Origin of the sequence: Bradyrhizobium sp. CCBAU 11386 (assembly GCF_028128955.1) — a bacterium.
Classification (GTDB): Bacteria; Pseudomonadota; Alphaproteobacteria; order Rhizobiales; family Xanthobacteraceae; genus Bradyrhizobium.
In genome coordinates this window covers 134,751-151,587 of the sequence record NZ_LBKA01000256.1, presented here as the reverse complement: position 1 = coordinate 151,587, position 16,837 = coordinate 134,751, and the positions used below count along the sequence as shown (strand labels likewise).

The 16,837-nt window shown below is 65.6% G+C and carries 15 protein-coding genes; 10 read left to right on the top strand and 5 right to left on the bottom strand.

The window, feature by feature from the left end:
- Positions 1–207 carry a transcriptional regulator gene (locus tag XI09_RS37740; RefSeq protein WP_271571420.1) on the bottom strand — a complete coding sequence of 69 codons (207 nt, stop codon included), beginning with the start codon at positions 205–207 and terminating at the stop codon, positions 1–3.
- Positions 208–760: 553 nt separating this feature from the next.
- Between XI09_RS37740 and XI09_RS37735 the strand changes: the two genes are divergently transcribed.
- Together XI09_RS37735 and alr are read left to right on the top strand one after the other, a co-directional pair.
- Entirely contained in the window at positions 761–2,266 is a 1,506-nt protein-coding gene (locus XI09_RS37735) for a replicative DNA helicase (protein WP_271571419.1), read from the top strand.
- Between the two features lie 63 nt (positions 2,267–2,329).
- The gene (alr, locus tag XI09_RS37730; protein ID WP_271571490.1) at positions 2,330–3,607 is read left to right on the top strand and encodes an alanine racemase; all 1,278 of its coding nucleotides are present in this window, start codon (positions 2,330–2,332) and stop codon (positions 3,605–3,607) included.
- 12 nt (positions 3,608–3,619) lie between these two features.
- On the opposite strand, the gene XI09_RS37725 is transcribed toward alr, so the two are convergent.
- Entirely contained in the window at positions 3,620–3,838 is a 219-nt protein-coding gene (locus XI09_RS37725) for a hypothetical protein (protein WP_271571418.1), read from the bottom strand.
- A 40-nt stretch (positions 3,839–3,878) separates the two neighbouring features.
- Here XI09_RS37725 and XI09_RS37720 point away from each other — a divergent pair, with 40 nt between their 5' ends.
- On the top strand, positions 3,879–4,649 hold the full coding sequence (locus XI09_RS37720) for an exodeoxyribonuclease III (protein WP_271571489.1): 771 nt from the start codon (positions 3,879–3,881) through the stop codon (positions 4,647–4,649).
- 20 nt (positions 4,650–4,669) lie between these two features.
- On the opposite strand, the gene XI09_RS37715 is transcribed toward XI09_RS37720, so the two are convergent.
- Entirely contained in the window at positions 4,670–5,038 is a 369-nt protein-coding gene (locus tag XI09_RS37715) for a GFA family protein (RefSeq protein WP_271571417.1), read from the bottom strand.
- A 297-nt stretch (positions 5,039–5,335) separates the two neighbouring features.
- Between XI09_RS37715 and XI09_RS37710 the strand changes: the two genes are divergently transcribed.
- Positions 5,336–6,061 (top strand): sulfite exporter TauE/SafE family protein, encoded by a 726-nt coding sequence (locus XI09_RS37710; protein ID WP_271571416.1) that lies wholly within the window; start codon positions 5,336–5,338, stop codon positions 6,059–6,061.
- 10 nt (positions 6,062–6,071) lie between these two features.
- On the opposite strand, the gene XI09_RS37705 is transcribed toward XI09_RS37710, so the two are convergent.
- Together XI09_RS37705 and XI09_RS37700 are read right to left on the bottom strand one after the other, a co-directional pair.
- Positions 6,072–8,120, bottom strand: coding sequence for a putative bifunctional diguanylate cyclase/phosphodiesterase (locus tag XI09_RS37705; protein WP_271571415.1), 2,049 nt, complete (start codon positions 8,118–8,120; stop codon positions 6,072–6,074).
- 16 nt (positions 8,121–8,136) lie between these two features.
- Positions 8,137–9,294: an ABC transporter substrate-binding protein gene (locus tag XI09_RS37700; RefSeq protein WP_271571414.1), complete on the bottom strand. Its 1,158-nt coding sequence runs from the start codon at positions 9,292–9,294 to the stop codon at positions 8,137–8,139.
- A 203-nt stretch (positions 9,295–9,497) separates the two neighbouring features.
- Here XI09_RS37700 and radA point away from each other — a divergent pair, with 203 nt between their 5' ends.
- The 6 genes from radA (at position 9,498) to XI09_RS37670 (ending at position 16,818) form a co-directional block, all read left to right on the top strand.
- Positions 9,498–10,943: a DNA repair protein RadA gene (radA, locus tag XI09_RS37695; RefSeq protein ID WP_271571413.1), complete on the top strand. Its 1,446-nt coding sequence runs from the start codon at positions 9,498–9,500 to the stop codon at positions 10,941–10,943.
- Positions 10,944–11,110: 167 nt separating this feature from the next.
- Positions 11,111–11,740 (top strand): CvpA family protein, encoded by a 630-nt coding sequence (locus XI09_RS37690; protein ID WP_271571488.1) that lies wholly within the window; start codon positions 11,111–11,113, stop codon positions 11,738–11,740.
- 29 nt (positions 11,741–11,769) lie between these two features.
- Complete coding sequence (gene purF / locus XI09_RS37685; RefSeq protein WP_271571412.1) at positions 11,770–13,293, top strand: amidophosphoribosyltransferase; 1,524 nt, start codon at positions 11,770–11,772, stop codon at positions 13,291–13,293.
- A gap of 165 nt (positions 13,294–13,458) precedes the next feature.
- Positions 13,459–14,199, top strand: coding sequence for an SDR family NAD(P)-dependent oxidoreductase (locus XI09_RS37680; protein ID WP_271571411.1), 741 nt, complete (start codon positions 13,459–13,461; stop codon positions 14,197–14,199).
- 78 nt (positions 14,200–14,277) lie between these two features.
- Positions 14,278–15,426: a hypothetical protein gene (locus tag XI09_RS37675; RefSeq protein ID WP_271571410.1), complete on the top strand. Its 1,149-nt coding sequence runs from the start codon at positions 14,278–14,280 to the stop codon at positions 15,424–15,426.
- A gap of 168 nt (positions 15,427–15,594) precedes the next feature.
- Entirely contained in the window at positions 15,595–16,818 is a 1,224-nt protein-coding gene (locus XI09_RS37670) for an ABC transporter substrate-binding protein (protein ID WP_271571409.1), read from the top strand.
- Positions 16,819–16,837: the final 19 nt, after the last annotated feature.

Sequence of the window (16,837 nt, the reverse complement as noted above, 5' to 3'; positions counted from 1 at the left end):
CTAGTGACGCAGGGTCGAAATCGGGGACGAGCGGAAAGAAGCCGTTAACGCCAGTTGCGCCCGCAGTTCCACCAGGATCTCGGGCGCGACCGGCTCGCGGCGCACTTCGGGGCGCTCGGCGTGCTGCATGGCCGCGATCAGCCCGGACAGCCAAAGCCGGCTGCCTGCCTCGCTTCGCCAGATCTGGTGCTGCCGTTCTGGCCGCATCGCTTGCCTCGTCTCCCTGATGGCGGGTTACCGGGGACAATCCCCTGTCCGCCCGCCCGTTCCGGCGCTACCCCCGAAAGAATCCGGAGAGATGTGATCTGCTTCACATAAGTCTGGTCGGGCCTGGCCTAGACCGTCGCCATGAGCAAAGAGACCCAAACCTCATTCGACGTGCAGGACGACCTCCGCACCGATTACGCCCTGATCGTTACCGGCGTCGGGGCGGCCCTGGTTGCGCTGGTCTACCTCCTGCTGGTCTGAGCCCAAGCCGAAAGCGGCCAGCGTGCGTCATTTCGCGCGCCCTTCATACGTCGGCACGCCAATCCATTAGGTTCACGGTTTCAGGATATTTCCATGGCGCGGTCGCGGCCGCTTCCGGGCCGGGGCGGGTTCCGAAAAAATCCGTCAAGCGCGGTGCACGCTGCGGCTGCTAATCATCCACCATTTTAACTGAGCGGTTGATAGCGGTCAGCTTTTGCTTCCGCTTTGGGCGCAGGCGGCGCTTTATCCCGGCCCCGCATCCGCCCAAGAAAATTGCTAAGCACGTCCGACCATGGCCCTGACTGATTCGAACGTTCTCAAACTCGCGCCTGACGCAGGAACTCCGACCTATCGGAGCGCGCCGCACAATATCGAGGCGGAACAGAGCCTTCTGGGCGCAATCCTGGTCAACAACGATGCCTTCTACCGCGTCTCCGACTTCCTGGAGGCGAAGCATTTCTTCGAGCCGCTGCACCAGACCATCTTCGACACCGCCGGCAGCCTGATCCGGATGGGCAAGATCGCCACGCCCGTCACGCTGAAGACGTTCCTGCCCGCCGATACCGATGTCGGCGGCATGACCATCGGGCAATATCTGGCGCGCCTCGCGGCCGAAGCGACCACCATCATCAACGCCCAGGACTACGGCCGCACCGTCTACGACCTGTCGCTGCGGCGTGACCTGATCGGCATCGGCGAGGACATGGTCAATGTCGCCTACGACGCCCCGGTCGATTTCCAGCCGCGCGCGCAGATCGAGGACGCCGAGCGAAAGCTGTACGAACTCGCCGAGTCCGGCCGCTATGACGGCGGCTTCCAGAAATTCTCGCAGGCGCTGACGGTTGCCGTCGATCTCGCGGCGAAGGCCTTCCAGCGCGACGGAAAGCTGTCGGGCATCTCGACGGGCCTGCGCGACCTCGACACCAAGATGGGCGGTTTGCAGCACTCCGACCTCATCATCGTCGCGGGACGTCCCGGCATGGGCAAGACGTCGCTGGCGACCAACATTGCCTACAACGTCGCACAAGCCTACGTGCCGGAGCTCCAGGCCGACGGCACCATGAAGGCCGCCAATGGCGGCGTGATCGGCTTCTTCTCCTGCGAAATGTCGGCCGACCAGCTCGCCACGCGTATCGTGGCCGAGCGCACCGGCATCCCCTCCTCCCACATCCGCCGCGGCGGCATTTCCGAGGCCGATTTCGAGAAAATCCGGCAGGTCTCGATCGAGCTGCAATCATTGCCGTTCTATGTCGACGCAACCGGCGGTCTGTCGATCGCGCAGCTGATGGCGCGCGCACGCCGGCTGAAGCGGCAGAAGGGCCTCGATCTCCTCGTGATCGACTACATCCAGCTGCTGTCCGGCTCGGGCAAGCGCGCCAGCGACAGCCGCGTGCAGGAAATCACCGAGATCACGACCAGTCTGAAGGCGCTGGCGAAGGAGCTCAATGTCCCCGTGATCGCGCTGTCGCAGCTCTCGCGCCAGGTGGAATCGCGCGAGGACAAACGGCCGCAGCTCTCGGACCTGCGTGAATCCGGCTCGATCGAGCAGGACGCCGACGTCGTGCTGTTCGTGTTCCGCGAGGAATATTACCTCGCCATGAAGGAGCCGCGCCCCGGCACCGAGGAACACGCCAAATGGCAGGCCGACATGGAACGCACGGTCGGCCGGGCCGAAGTCATCATCGGCAAGCAGCGCCACGGTCCGACCGGCACCGTCGAGCTGCACTTCGACGCCTCGGTCACGCGCTTCGGTGACCTCGCGCATGACGGCCAGTTGCCGGATCGCAGCGAGTACTAGGCTCCTTGCTGGGTTCCACGGGTTGAACCGCGCGGAGCTCTTGCGTAAAACGGCGCCATGACAATGGCGTCCGACCCGAAAATGATCCCGCAATCCGGCCTTCTCTCCGCGGAGGCCAACAAGGCTGCCGCGCTCGCAGCCTTTGGCGGCGTGCTCACCGTCGACCTCGACGCGATCATCGCCAACTGGCGCAAGCTCGAGAAGACGGCGGTGCCGGCCGAATGCTCGGCGGTGATCAAGGCCGATGCCTATGGCTGCGGCGCCGCGCAGGTCTCGCGTGCCCTCAGCAAGGCCGGTTGCAAGACCTTCTTCGTCGCCACCATCGAGGAGGCGCGCAAGGTGCGCGCCGCCGTCCCGGAGCCGACCATCTACGTGCTCGGCGGCTATTTCCAGAACACCGGCGAGCACTACGCCCAGATCAATTGCCGTCCGGTGATCGGCGATCTCAACGAGCTCGCCGAATGGGACGTGTTCTGCCGCCGCACCGGCTGGAACGGAGGCGCCGCTGTTCACATCGACACCGGCATGAACCGGCTGGGGCTGACGCTTTCGGAAGCGCAGGCCATCATTCCCCGCATCAATGCCGGCGATCACGGCATCACGCTGGTGATGAGCCATCTGGTCTCGGCCGAGCAGCTCAACAGCCCGGTCAATGCAAAGCAGCTCGCCTCCTTCCGCGGCATCGCCAGCGAATTCTCCGGCGTGCCGGCGGCGCTCGCCAATTCGTCCGGAATCTTCCTCGGCGCCCCCTTCCAGTTCGACCTGGTGCGGCCGGGCGCCGCGCTCTACGGCGTCAACCCGACGCCGGAGGCCGACAATCCGATGCAGCCAGTGGTCGACCTCAAGGCGCGCATCGTGCAGATCCGCAATGTCGAGCGCGGCGAGAGCGTCGGCTATGGCGGCACCTGGACCGCGCGCCGGCCGACCAAGCTTGCGATCATCGCGGTCGGCTATGCCGACGGCTATTTCCGCGCCGCCAGTTCAAACGACGGCACGCGCGGCGCAGAGGTGATCGTTGCCGGCAAACGCTGCCCGGTTGCAGGCCGCGTCTCCATGGACCTGATCGCGATCGACATCACCGATCTGCCGCCGAACGCGGCACGGCGCGGCCACATGGTGACGCTGATCGGCGAAGGCATCACCGTCGACGAGCTCGCGCATCATTTCGGCACGATCGGCTATGAGGTGCTGACCAGCCTCGGCCACCGCTATGCCCGCGTCTACAAGGGCGGCAATGTGGTGGAGCCGCTGGCACAGCCGGCTTCCGCACAGGCGGCCGAGCAACCGCCCTCGCCGCCGCCGGTCGAGCAGCCGGCGAGCCCGCCGCCGCTGCCGAGCTGAGCTGTCAGCCGCTTACTTCTTCTTCCTGCTGTCGAGCGCCGCCTTGCAGGTCGCGCTGAGCTGGTCGCGCTTGCCGTTGAGGCAGGCGACGATGCCGCCGCCCGGCGCGAGGCCGGCGCAGAATTTGTCGTAATCCGCCTTGCACGCGCCGCGCGGATCGGCCGATTGTGCCGAAGCCGCTCCGGAGAACGCGGCAACGACGACGATAGCAGCAAAGTTCAACTTGGACATTGTATCTCCGGTGTCGGAAGGCAGGAGCCAGCAGCTCTACATGAAGATCGCGACGTTCAACATCAACAACATCAACCGCCGCCTGCCCAATCTGCTGGCATGGATGCGCGCAGCGAAGCCTGATGTCGTCGCGCTCCAGGAATTGAAGGCAAGTGATGGCGAATTTCCGGCGGGCGCCATCGAAAAGGCCGGCTATGGCGCAGTATGGCGTGGACAAAAAACCTGGAACGGCGTTGCCATCCTCGCCCGCAATGCCGAGCCCGTTCTCACCCGCGACGGCCTGCCCGGCGACCGCGACGATCACGAGGCGCGCTACATCGAGGCCGCCGTGCGCGGCATCATCGTCACCAGCATCTACCTGCCCAACGGCAATCCCCAGCCGGGGCCGAAATTCGACTACAAGCTCGACTGGTTCGCGCGCCTGAAGCGCCACGCCAAGACCTTCATCAAGCAGGACCTGCCCGTGGTGCTCGCCGGCGACTACAACGTGGCACCGACGGCGATCGACATTTATCCGACGAGATCCTGGGACAAGGATGCGCTGATCCAGCCGAAGAGCCGCGCGGCCTTTGCCTCGCTGGTCGCGCAAGGCTGGTGCGACGCGATCCGCGAGCTTCATCCGGACAAGCGCATCTACACATTCTGGGACTACAAGCGGAACCGCTGGCCGCGCGATGCGGGCCTGCGGCTCGATCATCTGCTGCTCAGCCCTGCCCTCGTTTCACGCCTGGCCAAGGCCGGTGTCGACAAGAAGGTTCGCGGCGAGGACGGCGCGAGCGATCACGCGCCGGCTTGGGCGGTGCTGAGATAGATTGTGCGAACCTGTGGCACTCACCACAAATTCTTGCCGTCGATCACGTTGACCGGCACGGCGTCCAGATCGAAATCGTCGAACAGGCGCGCGTTGACGCCGACCCTGGGATTGTCGAAGTCGGGCTTGCCGGTCGACCAGTCCGGCGACTCCGAATAGGTGCCGCAGCCGCAGTTTGCACAGAAATGGTGTTTGACGGTGCGGCTGCCCCAGAGATAGGTCGCGACGCTTTCCGGCGGCGACAGCAGGCGAAACTGCGCCGGCTTGTAATAGGCCCACAACGCACCGCGCTTGGCGCAGAGCGAGCAGGTGCAGCGCGTCACGCTCGAGGGCGCCTCCGTCACCTCGAACACCGTCTCACCGCAATGACAGCTTGCCTCGATCGGCATGACCCGCTCTCCGTTTTGTCAGGAGAGGGTCGTAGCCGGTCCCTGCTGCCAACATGCTGTCAGCAGCGGAATTCGTCATGGAGTCTCGTTCGCGGACAGCCGCCTGGCATTCGCGGCCACATGCTCGCGATAGCGCCGGCTCCGATCAATACGCTTCAAATTCTAAGGATCAGGCCGCCGAGCAGATCGGATTGGCGGTTCCCGCAACACCGCCGATTAACGACGAGACAAACGCCCCGATCGTTCGCCCTGCACGCCTCCTCCAGCTACACTGCTCCGATTCCCGGAGCCCCGCCCTTGGCCTTCCTCTTCGTCCTCACCGTCGGCCTCATCGCCGGCACCATCTCAGGCATCGTCGGCACCGGCTCGTCGATCATGCTGATGCCGGTGCTGGTCTATGCGTACGGGCCGAAGGAAGCCGTGCCGATCATGGCCGTGGCCTCCGTGATGGCGAATTTCTCGCGGATTCTGGCCTGGTGGCGCGAGGTCGACTGGCGGGCCTGCGCGGCCTATTCGGTGACGGGCATTCCGGCCGCGGCGCTTGGCGCGCGCACGCTGCTGGCGCTGCCCTCGCAAACCGTCGATCTCGCCATCGGCATCTTCCTGATCGCGATGGTGCCGGTCCGGCACTGGCTGGCGCGGCACGACCTCAAGGCCAATCTCTGGCACCTCGCAATCGGCGGGGCGGTCATCGGCTATCTCACCGGCATCGTGGTCTCGACCGGCCCGCTCAGCGTGCCGCTGTTCCTGTTCTACGGCTTGAGCAAGGGCGCGTTCCTGGCGACGGAAGCCGCCGCCTCGCTCGGCCTCTACTTCGCGAAATCCGTGACCTTCGAACGCTTCGGGGCGCTGACCGGCGATGTCTTCATCAAGGGCCTGATCGCCGGTTGCTCGCTGATGTCAGGTGCCTTCATCGCAAAGCGCTTCGTGCTGCATTTGAAGCCGGACATGTTCCGCATGATGATGGACGCGATCATGATCGCAGCCGGCCTCTCCATGCTCTGGAACGCGACCCAGCCGTGATGATCCGCCCTCAGGCGGCGAATTCGGGCGCAAGCGGCGGGCTGTCGACGCGAATACGGCCCTCGCCGGCCTGTCCCTCGAGCCATTGCAGCACGGCCGCGAGCGGCTGCGGCCTCTGATAGAGAAAGCCCTGCCCGAACCTCACGCCCATCTCGCGCATGGCCTGGGCCTGCTCGGCCCGCTCGATGCCTTCGGCGACCAGGGTCAGCCCCAGCGTGCCGGCAAGCGATGCAATGACGCCGACGATCGCCTTGTCTTCCGCGCTGTCCGGAATCTCGCTGATGAAGGCCTTGTCGATCTTGACCTTGTCCAGCGGGAAACGCCTGAGATGGGCGAGCGAGCTGTAGCCCGTGCCGAAATCGTCGAGCGCGATGGTGGCGCCGAGGCGCCGCAGGCGATGCAACGTCTCGGACGCGCTGGCGATGTTGTTGATCAGCGAGCCCTCGGTGATCTCGAGCTCGAGCGACGAGGCCGCGACGCCGAAGCGCAGGCAGGTCTCGCGCAGCTCGGCGGCAAGCGAATGGTCGGCGAGCTCGGACGGCGGCAGGTTGATCGCGATCCGGATATCCGGCCTGCCGGCGGCAGCCAAATGTTGCAGCGCGCGGCAGGCATCGGTCAGCACATAGCGCGTCAGCCGTGCATTGTTGCCGCTGCGCTCGATCAGCGACAGGAATTCGCCGGGACCGATCACGCCATATTCAGGGTGGCGCCAACGAATGAGCGCCTCCAGGCCGACGATGCCCTGGTTCCCGAGGTCGACCTGGCTTTGATACCAGACCTCGAACTGGCCCTCGGCGAAGCCTGCGGGAATGGCAAGCTCGAGCTCCCTGCGACGGCGGTAGTCGCGCTGGAGCGCCTCGTTCAGCACCGCGACGGTGCCGGGCGCCTTGGTCTTGGCATGGTAGAGCGCGATGTCGGCGAGCGCCGGCAGGTACGACAGCTCGGAATCGCCGGCGCGGCGCACCGCAAGACCGATGCTGGCCCGCGGCACGACCTGCTTGTCGTGCAGCCGGATCGGTTCGGAAATCGCGTTCAGCAGCTGGCGCGCGAAGGCTTGCGCGGTCGCTTCGTTGCTGACTTCGGGACGGATCACCACGAATTCGTCGCCGCCGAGCCGCGCCACCCAATCCTGCGGCTCGACCGCCTCGCGGAGGCGTCCGGAAATATGGACCAGGAACTTGTCGCCGGCATCATGACCGAAGGTGTCGTTGATGCCCTTGAAGTCGTCCAGATCGATGAAGCAGAAGGCGATCAGGGAATCCGGCGAGCCTGCATCGCTGCTCAAGGTCACCAGGCGCTCGGACAGCGAGCGGCGGTTGGGCAGGCTCGTGAGCGGGTCGTGCGAAGCCATGTGCCCGAGCCGGTCGAGCGCACCTGACGTCGTGTGCTGCATCGCGTTGAAGGCGTGCGCGAGCTGGCCGAATTCGTTCGACGATCTGATGTCCGCCGGATAGGCGCGACCATCCCGCTTGCTGCGCTGGATCGCCGACATGATCGCGGCAAGCGGCTTGCCGATAAAGATGTTCGCCGAGATCCGCATTGCGACCACGGTCGCAAGCGTTGCGAGCAGGCCGACGATCAGCAGCCGCATCAGGCGGCTGCCCGTGTCGGCGTACACTGTTGCGTAGGAATAGGCGATCGCGATGCGGCCGGCCTGCACGGCCATGTTGCCGTTGCTGTAGTTGATCGGACGCGACACCTCCGCGACCGCCTGCCCGGAGGGGCGCGCCACCACGCGGGCGATCGCAACGCCGGTGTCGTCATAGACGGCCGCCGCCGCGATGGTCTCGTCGTGCATGATCTCGTTGAGCACGTTCGTGACCTGGTCGTAGCGCATCTTCCAGAGCGGCTCGGCGATCAGCTCGGCGCGGCTCTCGGCGACGCGGGCGATGTGGGCGTCGAGCTGCCTGATCTGCGACCAGAAGCTCGAGGCCTCGACGCCGGCGGAGGCAAGCAGTTGCACCAGCAGCAGAACGGGTACGGTGGCCCAGATCATCGCGCGGACGACCGAGCGCAAGCGCGGTGGCGCTGCCTGCTCGTTGCGATCCGGACCGGTCATCGTCTCACCTGACGCATCAGTCACCGGCGCTGTCTTGAGGCGCCAGGGACGAGATGAGCGCATCGACGGAGAAATCATACTGGCCGCAGCGTCCCGCTTTCGCCCGGAACCGCGCGAAATCGATCCGGTCGAAAGCGCGCGTCCTGATGAGGTCACCGACCGGAGCGAGATTGTCGCGCGTGATCGCGGATGTCTTGACCTCGACGCGGGGTGAGACGGCGGCGAAATCGCAGCCATCGGCGTAGTCGCGGAGCAGGACGATCGACCAGCCGCCGAGCAGGAAGTGCCCGCCGTCGGTCAGGAGCAGACGGCCGGCCCTGATCTCGCGTAGCGCGTCCTCCGACCAGTTGAGGCCGACCACCTGGATATTCCGGCCGGGAATGAGGCCGGCAGCGGTCGCCGCGCGAAGCGCGCCGAGCGCCATCGGATCGTTTCCGGCCCATATGCCGGCGGGGCGGATCTCCTTGCGCGAGGCCCAGCTCAGATAATTCGCCGTGACCTGCTCGGCCTCCGACTGCGTCCAGTTGGCGAACAGCATCCGGTCCACCACCACGTCGGGCGCGGCCGCGACAGCGAGCTGGAGACCGGCATTGCGGGCGATCGAGGCGGGCGTGATCTCGTCGCCACCGATGCCGAGAATGTGGATCTTGCCATCCGGGCTCTGCCATTTCTCGGCACGCGCCGCGCTGATCAGCGCGTTCGCCATCCGCGCCCCCGCGGTCTGAAGATCGGTCGTGATATCGCCGAGCCAGGTCTTGAGCGTCCGGCGCGGCGGTCCAAGACGGCTCGCATCCTCGCCGATCAGCGTGTTCGAGAGCAGCAGCGTCTTGACGCCCGCAGCCTCGGCCGCCTCCAGGATCGGAACGGCGGCGGATTCCTCGTTCGAGAGAATGAGGAAGTCCGGCTTGTCGCGACGTGCCACGACGCCGAGCCCGAGCTCCTGCATGGTGCGGTAGTTGCGCTCGCTGGTCAGCACCTCGACATGCGCATCGAGCTTGCGGCCCGCGGCCTGCATGGTCTGCGCGACCATGTCCCAATAGACCTCGCCGGTCTTGCCGGGGTTCACGAAGACGATGTTGAGGGATTTGGCGTCAGCCGCGACGACACGGCCGGCAGGCGCCAGGACGCCGCAGGCCATGCCCACAGCGAGCAATATCCGCAAAATGATCGTCATTCTCTTCCCCACCCGTATCCGTTCCGAAACTGGACCCGCGTCCGCTAACATTTGGCAAAGTCCGGTGCGGCGCTGCGGCCCAGAGCTAACAAAGGGTGTACCGGTTGCGCTGAATTGCGATATTGGGCGCGCGGGGGTCCGGCCTCACGGCCCGCCATTCCGTGCTATCAGCTGACATCAAGACCTCCGACTCAACTGTCCCCATGGCCAAGAACACGCTTTCCTTCGTCTGCCAGAACTGCGGCGCGGCCTATAACCGCTGGCAGGGCAAATGCGAGTCCTGCGGCGAGTGGAATACGCTCGCCGAGGAGGACACGAGCGGCAGCGTGCCGGTCTCGATCCGCTCCAAGCGCAAGGGCCGGACGTTCGCGCTGGAGAGCCTCGCCGGAAAGAGCCCGGACGCGCCGCGCCTGTCCTCGGGGATGACCGAGCTCGATCGCGTCACCGGCGGCGGCTTCGTCCGCGGCTCGGTGCTGCTGGTCGGCGGCGATCCCGGCATCGGCAAATCGACGCTGCTGACGCAGGCAACCAGCATGCTGGCGCGCGCGGGCCACCGCATCGTCTACATCTCCGGTGAAGAGGCGGTGGCACAGGTGCGCCTGCGCGCCGAGCGGCTCGGCCTGTCGGACGCCCCGGTGCAGCTTGCGGCCGAGACCTCGGTCGAGGACATCGTCTCCACGCTGTCGGAGGGCGCGGTTCCCCGCCTGATCGTGATCGACTCGATCCAGACCATGTGGACCGACACCGTGGAATCCGCGCCCGGCACGGTGACCCAGGTGCGCGCCTCGGCGCAGGCGCTGATCCGCTTCGCCAAGAAGACCGGCGCCGCCATCATCCTCGTCGGCCACGTCACCAAGGACGGCCAGATCGCCGGCCCCCGCGTGGTCGAACACATGGTCGACGCGGTGCTGTCGTTCGAGGGCGAAGGCTCGCAGCAATTCCGCATCCTGCGCGCCGTGAAGAACCGCTTCGGCCCGACCGACGAAATCGGCGTGTTCGAGATGACCGGCCTTGGTCTGCGCGAGGTCACCAACCCCTCCGAGCTGTTCCTGTCGGAGCGCGATCTCGGCACGCCGGGCACCGCGGTGTTTGCGGGCATCGAGGGCACAAGGCCGGTCCTGGTCGAATTGCAGGCGCTGGTCGCTCCGACCTCGCTCGGCACCCCGCGCCGGGCCGTGGTCGGCTGGGACCCGAGCCGGCTCTCGATGGTGCTGGCGGTGCTGGAGGCCCATTGCGGGGTCAAGCTGTCCGGCCACGACGTCTATCTGAACGTCGCCGGCGGCCTGCGCATCCACGAGCCGGCGGCGGACCTGGCCGCAGCGGCGGCGCTGGTGTCCTCGCTGGTTAATGCGCAGTTACCCACGGACGCAGTGTATTTCGGCGAGATTTCGCTCTCAGGCGTGGTCCGGCCGGTGGCACAGACCCCGGCCCGGCTGAAGGAAGCGGCCAAACTCGGCTTCCAGCGCGCCGTGCTGCCCGAATCGGCCCGGGGCGAAGCCGGCGGCGATGCCGGACTGTCGCTCAACGCGGTGAACAGCCTGACGACCTTGGTGGCCGAGATCGCCGCCCGCGGCTCTCGTCGGGGCGAATCCGGCGGATCGGCAGAGAAAAATGCCACACCGGCAAGATTCCGCCGTGGAGAGGGGTAGCCGGAGGTGACGTCCCCGGCCCCCGCCGCTATACACCCGTCACAAAAGCAGCATGGGATTGCGTGGTTGCGGCCTTGCCGGGAACGCCGTCTGCCCCTCTTTTAGGGCGGCGGCCAAACACCGATTCGCTGAGCACCTTTGAGAGTACGAGCGGACCAGACCAGCCGATGCCAGTAACACTCCTCGACCTGATCCTGCTCGGTGTGATGCTGATCTCGGGCCTGCTCGCCATGGTCCGCGGCTTCATGCGCGAAATCCTGTCGATCGCGGCCTGGGGCGCGGCGGCGGTCGTGACGCTGTACTCCTTCTCCAAGCTGCTGCCGACCGCAAAGACCTATTTCAACAACGACACGGTCGCGAGCGTGGTCGTGGTCGCCGGCGTCTTCGTCGGTACCCTGGTCGTGGTCTCCGTGATCACCGTCCGGATCTCCGACATGATCCTGGATTCGCGAATCGGGGCGCTGGACCGCACCCTCGGCTTCCTGTTTGGCCTCGCTCGCGGGCTTTTGATCGTCGTGGTCGCCTTCCTGTTCTTCACCTGGCTGGTGCCGGACAAGCAGCGCCCGGACTGGGTGACGGGGGCGAAATCCCGCGTGGTGCTCCAGGGAACCGGGGATTGGCTGATGTCGCTCTTGCCTGACGACCCCGAGAACACCATCTTGAAGAGATTCAAGAAAAACAAACCAGATGATGATCAAGCTGATTCCGAGCAGCAGCCTTCGGGCAGTGGCGACGGATACAGTAAACCTGCTCGTGACAGCCTGAAAAAGCTGATCGAGAAACCTACGGCGCGTTGATTAGGCCCTAATAGAGAGGCGCGGACGAGATGCGACACCCTGACCAGGACGCCCAACTTGATCTCGATCCCAAAGCCGGTTTGAGCCCGGCCGCGCTGGAGCTTCAGGACGATCTGGAAGGGGATACGCTCCGCGAGGAGTGCGGCGTCTTCGGCATCTACGGCCACCCGGACGCGGCCGCCATCACTGCCCTCGGTCTCCACGCCCTTCAGCACCGCGGCCAGGAAGCCGCCGGCATCGTCTCCTATGACGGCAGCCGCTTTCACAGCGAACGCCGCCTCGGCCTCGTCGGCGACACCTTCTCCCGCCGCGAGGTGATCGACCGCCTGCCCGGGAACATGGCCGTCGGCCATGTCCGCTATTCCACCACCGGCGCCACCATCCTGCGCAACGTGCAGCCGCTGTTCGCCGAGCTCAATGCCGGCGGCCTTGCGGTCGCCCACAACGGCAACCTCACCAACGGCCTGACGCTGCGCCGCGAGCTCGTGAGGAACGGCGCGATGATGCAGTCGACCACCGACACCGAGGTGATTCTGCACCTGGTCGCGCGCTCCCGGCGCACCCGCTTCATCGAGCGTTACATCGACGCGCTGCGCGAGATCGAAGGCGCCTATGCGCTGGTCTCGCTCACCAACAAGAAGCTGGTCGGCGCGCGCGACCCGCGCGGCATCCGCCCCTTGGTGCTCGGTGAGCTCGATGGCTGCCCGATCCTGACCTCCGAGACCTGCGCACTCGACATCATCGGCGCGCGCTTCATCCGCGACATCGAGCCGGGCGAAGTCATCGTGTTCGACGAGAACGGCCAGGACATCCACAAGCCGTTCCCGCCGACCGCGCCGCGTCCCTGCATCTTCGAGTACATCTATTTCTCCCGTCCGGATTCCATCGTCCACGGCCGCTCGGTCTACGAGGTGCGCAAAGCCTTCGGTGCGCAGCTCGCGCGCGAGAGCCACGTGCCGATCGACGTCGTCGTGCCGGTGCCGGATTCCGGCGTGCCCGCCGCGGTCGGCTACAGCCAGCATTCCGGCGTGCCGTTCGAGCTCGGCATCATCCGCAACCACTATGTCGGCCGCACCTTCATCCAGCCGACGCAGGCGATCCGCGAATCCGGCGTGCGCATGAAGCATTCGGCCAACCGCGCCGCGATCGAAGGCAAGCGCATCATCCTGATCGACGACTCGCTGGTGCGCGGCACCACATCGAAGAAGATCGTGCGCATGATGCGCGATGCGGGCGCGAAGGAAGTGCATTTCCGCCTCGCCTCGCCGCCGATCCTCTACCCTGATTATTACGGCATCGACCTGCCGGACCGCGGCGGCCTGCTGGCCGCGACGCATTCGCTGGAGGAAATGCGCGAGATCATCGGCGCCGACTCGCTCGCCTTCCTGTCGATCGACGGCATGTACCGCGCCATGGGGGAGCCCGGCCGCGATCCGGCCAATCCGAAATTCTCGGATCACTGCTTCACCGGGGCGTATCCGACCCACCTCACCGACCAGACCCAGACCGAGCAGCAGCCCCGGCAATTGTCGCTGCTGGCTGAGGCGAGCTAGGTTTCGTCGTCCTGGCCTAGTGCGCAATTGCGCACGGGAGCCAGGACCCATAACCACAGTTCCCTGTGGCGCGAAGAAGGTTGCAACGACCATCTTCCTCGATCATGACCGTCACGGCGTATGGGTCCCGGCCTTCGCCGGGACGACGCTGGATAAAGACGTTCCATGACAAATCCCCTCGCCGACCGCATCGCTCTCGTCACCGGCGCCTCGCGCGGCATCGGCTTCGCCACGGCAAGAGCGCTGGCGAAGGCCGGTGCGCACATCGTCGCGGTGGCGCGCACGCAGGGCGGGCTGGAAGAGCTCGACGACGAGATCCGGAAAGAGGGCGGCAGCGCCACGCTGGTGCCGCTCAACCTCACCGATTCCGACGGCATCGCGCGGCTCGGGGCCGGCCTGCATGAACGCTATGGCAAGCTCGACATCCTCGTCGGCAATGCCGGCGTGCTCGGGCCCTCCTCGCCGGTCGGCCATATCGAGTTGAAGACCTTCAACGACATCATGGCCGTCAACGTCTCCGCGAACTTCCAGCTCATTCGCTGCATGGAGCCGCTGCTGAAGCAGTCCGACGCCGGCCGCGCCGTGTTCATCACCTCGGGCGCCGCCAACAAGGCGACCGCCTATGTCAGCCCCTACGCCGCCTCCAAGGCCGCGCTGGAAACGCTGGCGCGCGCCTGGGCGCAGGAGACCGCGAACACGCCTCTTCGCGTCAACCTGTTCAACCCCGGCCCGGTTCGCACGCGCATGCGCGCCACGCTGATGCCGGGCGAGGATCCTGCGACACTCGACACGCCCGAGCAGGTCGCCGAATTCATCGTGCCGATGTGCGCGCCTGACTGGACCGAGACCGGCAAGTTCTACGACTACAAGACGCGCAGCCTGATGAGCTTCCGCTCGCCGGCCTGATTGACTCGAGCGCCTCCCCGCGATTGACTGCCCGCGCTCAAGCGGCAGCAAGCCGCACGCCAAAAAAGGGAGGTTGCCATGGCACCATGGCATGATCGCGCAGGCGTTGGCCGTGCGCTCGCACGCGTCTCTCACGCCTTCTCCATCCTGATCGCGGCACTCGCATTTGCGCTTCCGGGCGTTGCGACCGCCGGCGATGTCCCGACCTTTGCCGTCGATCCCTCCTGGCCTAAGCAGCTGCCGAACAACTGGATCCTCGGCCAGGCCGGCGGCATCACCGTCGACGGGCGGGGCCACATCTGGGTGATCCATCGCCCACGCTCGCTCACCGATGACGAGAAAGGCGCGAGCCTCAACCCGCCACGCTCGAAATGCTGCGTCTCGGCGCCGCCCGTGCTCGAATTCGACGCCGACGGCAACCTGCTGCGCTCATGGGGCGGTCCGGGCGAAGGCTACGAATGGGTCGGTCGCGAGCACGGCATCGAGGTGGACGAGCGCGGCTTCGTCTGGGTCGGCGGCAACGCCGACAATGACAACGCGATTCTGAAGTTCACGCTCGACGGCAAGTTCGTCGCCCAGATCGGCAAGATCGCGCCGAGCCTCGGCAGCAACGACACGACGCAACTCGGCAAGCCCGCCGAGACCGCGATCGACAAGGACGCGAACGAAATCTACGTCGCCGACGGCTATGGCAACCGTCGCGTCATCGTGTTCGACGCGAGCACGCTGGCCTACAAGCGGCACTGGGGCGCCTATGGCAACAAGCCTGATGACACCAAGCAGGCGCCCTACGATCCCAAGGCGCCGGTTGCCCGGCAATTCGGCAATCCCGTCCATTGCGTGAAGCTCGCCAATGACGGGCTGGTCTATGTCTGCGACCGCATCAACAACCGTATCCAGGTGTTTCGGAAAGACGGCACCTTCGTGAAGGAGTTCTTCTTCGAGAAGAACACGCTCGGCAACGGCGCGGTGTGGGACATCGCGATCTGGCCCGATCCGAAGCAGACTTATCTGCTGAGCGCCGACGGCGAGAACAACGAGATCAGGGTCATCAAGCGCGAGGACGGCAGCGTGGTCGGCAGCTTCGGCCACAACGGCCGTAATGCCGGTCAATTCCACTGGGTGCATGCCATGGCGATCGATGCCAAGGGTAACGTCTATACCGCCGAGGCCGATACCGGAAAGCGCATCCAGAAATTCAGGCTGACGTCGGACGCGCTCAAATAGCGCCCTGACGCATTTTGCCCAAAAGTTAACCGACGGATGACGCTACGACGCAGCGTCATCCGGCTTTAGGCGCATTGCCGCCGGCCGTGGGACAGGCTAGAGCCATCAGCCGGAAACAAGGCTCCGCAAGAGAGCCGTCCGAATATTTGACAATGGAGGAGACTTTTCATGACGACGTTCGCGCGCCGCTCAGCGGCCCTTCTGGCATGCGCCGCCTTCGGTTTTGCCACGTCCGCCTACGCCCAGGACAAGACCATCAAGATCGGCGTGCTCAACGACATGTCGAGCCTCTATGCCGACATCGGCGGCCCGAACTCGGTCGCCGCGGTGAAGATGGCGGTCGAAGATTCCGGCCTGAAGGCCAAGGGCTGGACCATCGAGGTCCTCTCGGGTGATCACCAGAACAAGCCTGACGTTGGCGTCAACATCGCCCGGCAGTGGATCGATGCCGACAAGGTCGATGCCATCGCCGACACGCCGAGCTCCGGCGTTGCGCTTGCGGTGAGCAACCTCGTCAAGGATAAGAACTCGGTGCTGCTCAATTCGGGCGCGGCCACCGCCGACCTGACGGGCAAAGCCTGCACGCCCAACACCATCTCCTTCACCTACGACACCTACATGCTCGCCAACGGCACCGGCAAGGCACTGACGAAAGCCGGCGGCGATAGCTGGTTCTTCCTGACCGCGGACTACGCGTTCGGTCATGCCCTGGAGCGCGACACCAGCTCCGTCGTCACGGCCACCGGCGGCAAGGTGCTCGGCGGCGTCAAGCATCCGCTCAACACGTCGGACTTCTCGTCATTCCTGCTTCAGGCGCAGTCGTCCAAGGCCAAGGTCATCGGCCTCGCCAATGCGGGCGGCGACACCACCAACGCGATCAAGCAGGCCTCCGAATTCGGCATCGTCGCAGGCGGCCAGAAATTGGCCGCGCTCCTGCTGTTCATCAACGACGTGCACTCGCTCGGCTTGAAGACCGCGCAGGGCCTGACCTTCACCGAATCTTTCTACTGGGATCTCAACGACCAAACCCGCGAATGGTCGAAGCGCTTCCAGAAGGTCTCGCCCAAGGGCGCGATGCCCTCGATGACGGTGGCAGGCCTCTATGCGGAAATCCTGCATTACCTGAAGGCGATGGACGCACTCGGCGGCAATCCCCATGATGGCGCCAAGGTCGTCGCCAAGATGAAGGAGCTCCCGACCGACGATCCGCTGTTCGGCAAGGGCCCGCTGCGCGCCGACGGCCGCCGCCTCATCCCGGCCTATCTGTTCGAGGTGAAGAAGCCGGAAGAGTCGAAGGGGCCGTGGGATTACTACAAGCTGGTGGCCACCATCGCGCCGGAAGATGCGGCCAAGCCGCTCAAGGACAGCGAGTGTCCGCTGGTGAAGAAGTGACCGCGTAGCGGTCGCGCAC

Bases quoted from the DNA above. Each gene is read 5' to 3' on its own strand.
- XI09_RS37740 (WP_271571420.1), bottom strand. From the start codon at position 207: ATGCGGCCAGAACGGCAGCACCAGATCTGGCGAAGCGAGGCAGGCAGC.
- XI09_RS37735 (WP_271571419.1), top strand. From the start codon at position 761: ATGGCCCTGACTGATTCGAACGTTCTCAAACTCGCGCCTGACGCAGGA.
- alr (WP_271571490.1), top strand. From the start codon at position 2,330: ATGGCGTCCGACCCGAAAATGATCCCGCAATCCGGCCTTCTCTCCGCG.
- XI09_RS37725 (WP_271571418.1), bottom strand. From the start codon at position 3,838: ATGTCCAAGTTGAACTTTGCTGCTATCGTCGTCGTTGCCGCGTTCTCC.
- XI09_RS37720 (WP_271571489.1), top strand. From the start codon at position 3,879: ATGAAGATCGCGACGTTCAACATCAACAACATCAACCGCCGCCTGCCC.
- XI09_RS37715 (WP_271571417.1), bottom strand. From the start codon at position 5,038: ATGCCGATCGAGGCAAGCTGTCATTGCGGTGAGACGGTGTTCGAGGTG.
- XI09_RS37705 (WP_271571415.1), bottom strand. From the start codon at position 8,120: ATGACCGGTCCGGATCGCAACGAGCAGGCAGCGCCACCGCGCTTGCGC.
- XI09_RS37700 (WP_271571414.1), bottom strand. From the start codon at position 9,294: ATGACGATCATTTTGCGGATATTGCTCGCTGTGGGCATGGCCTGCGGC.
- radA (WP_271571413.1), top strand. From the start codon at position 9,498: ATGGCCAAGAACACGCTTTCCTTCGTCTGCCAGAACTGCGGCGCGGCC.
- XI09_RS37690 (WP_271571488.1), top strand. From the start codon at position 11,111: ATGCCAGTAACACTCCTCGACCTGATCCTGCTCGGTGTGATGCTGATC.
- purF (WP_271571412.1), top strand. From the start codon at position 11,770: ATGCGACACCCTGACCAGGACGCCCAACTTGATCTCGATCCCAAAGCC.
- XI09_RS37680 (WP_271571411.1), top strand. From the start codon at position 13,459: ATGACAAATCCCCTCGCCGACCGCATCGCTCTCGTCACCGGCGCCTCG.
- XI09_RS37675 (WP_271571410.1), top strand. From the start codon at position 14,278: ATGGCACCATGGCATGATCGCGCAGGCGTTGGCCGTGCGCTCGCACGC.
- XI09_RS37670 (WP_271571409.1), top strand. From the start codon at position 15,595: ATGACGACGTTCGCGCGCCGCTCAGCGGCCCTTCTGGCATGCGCCGCC.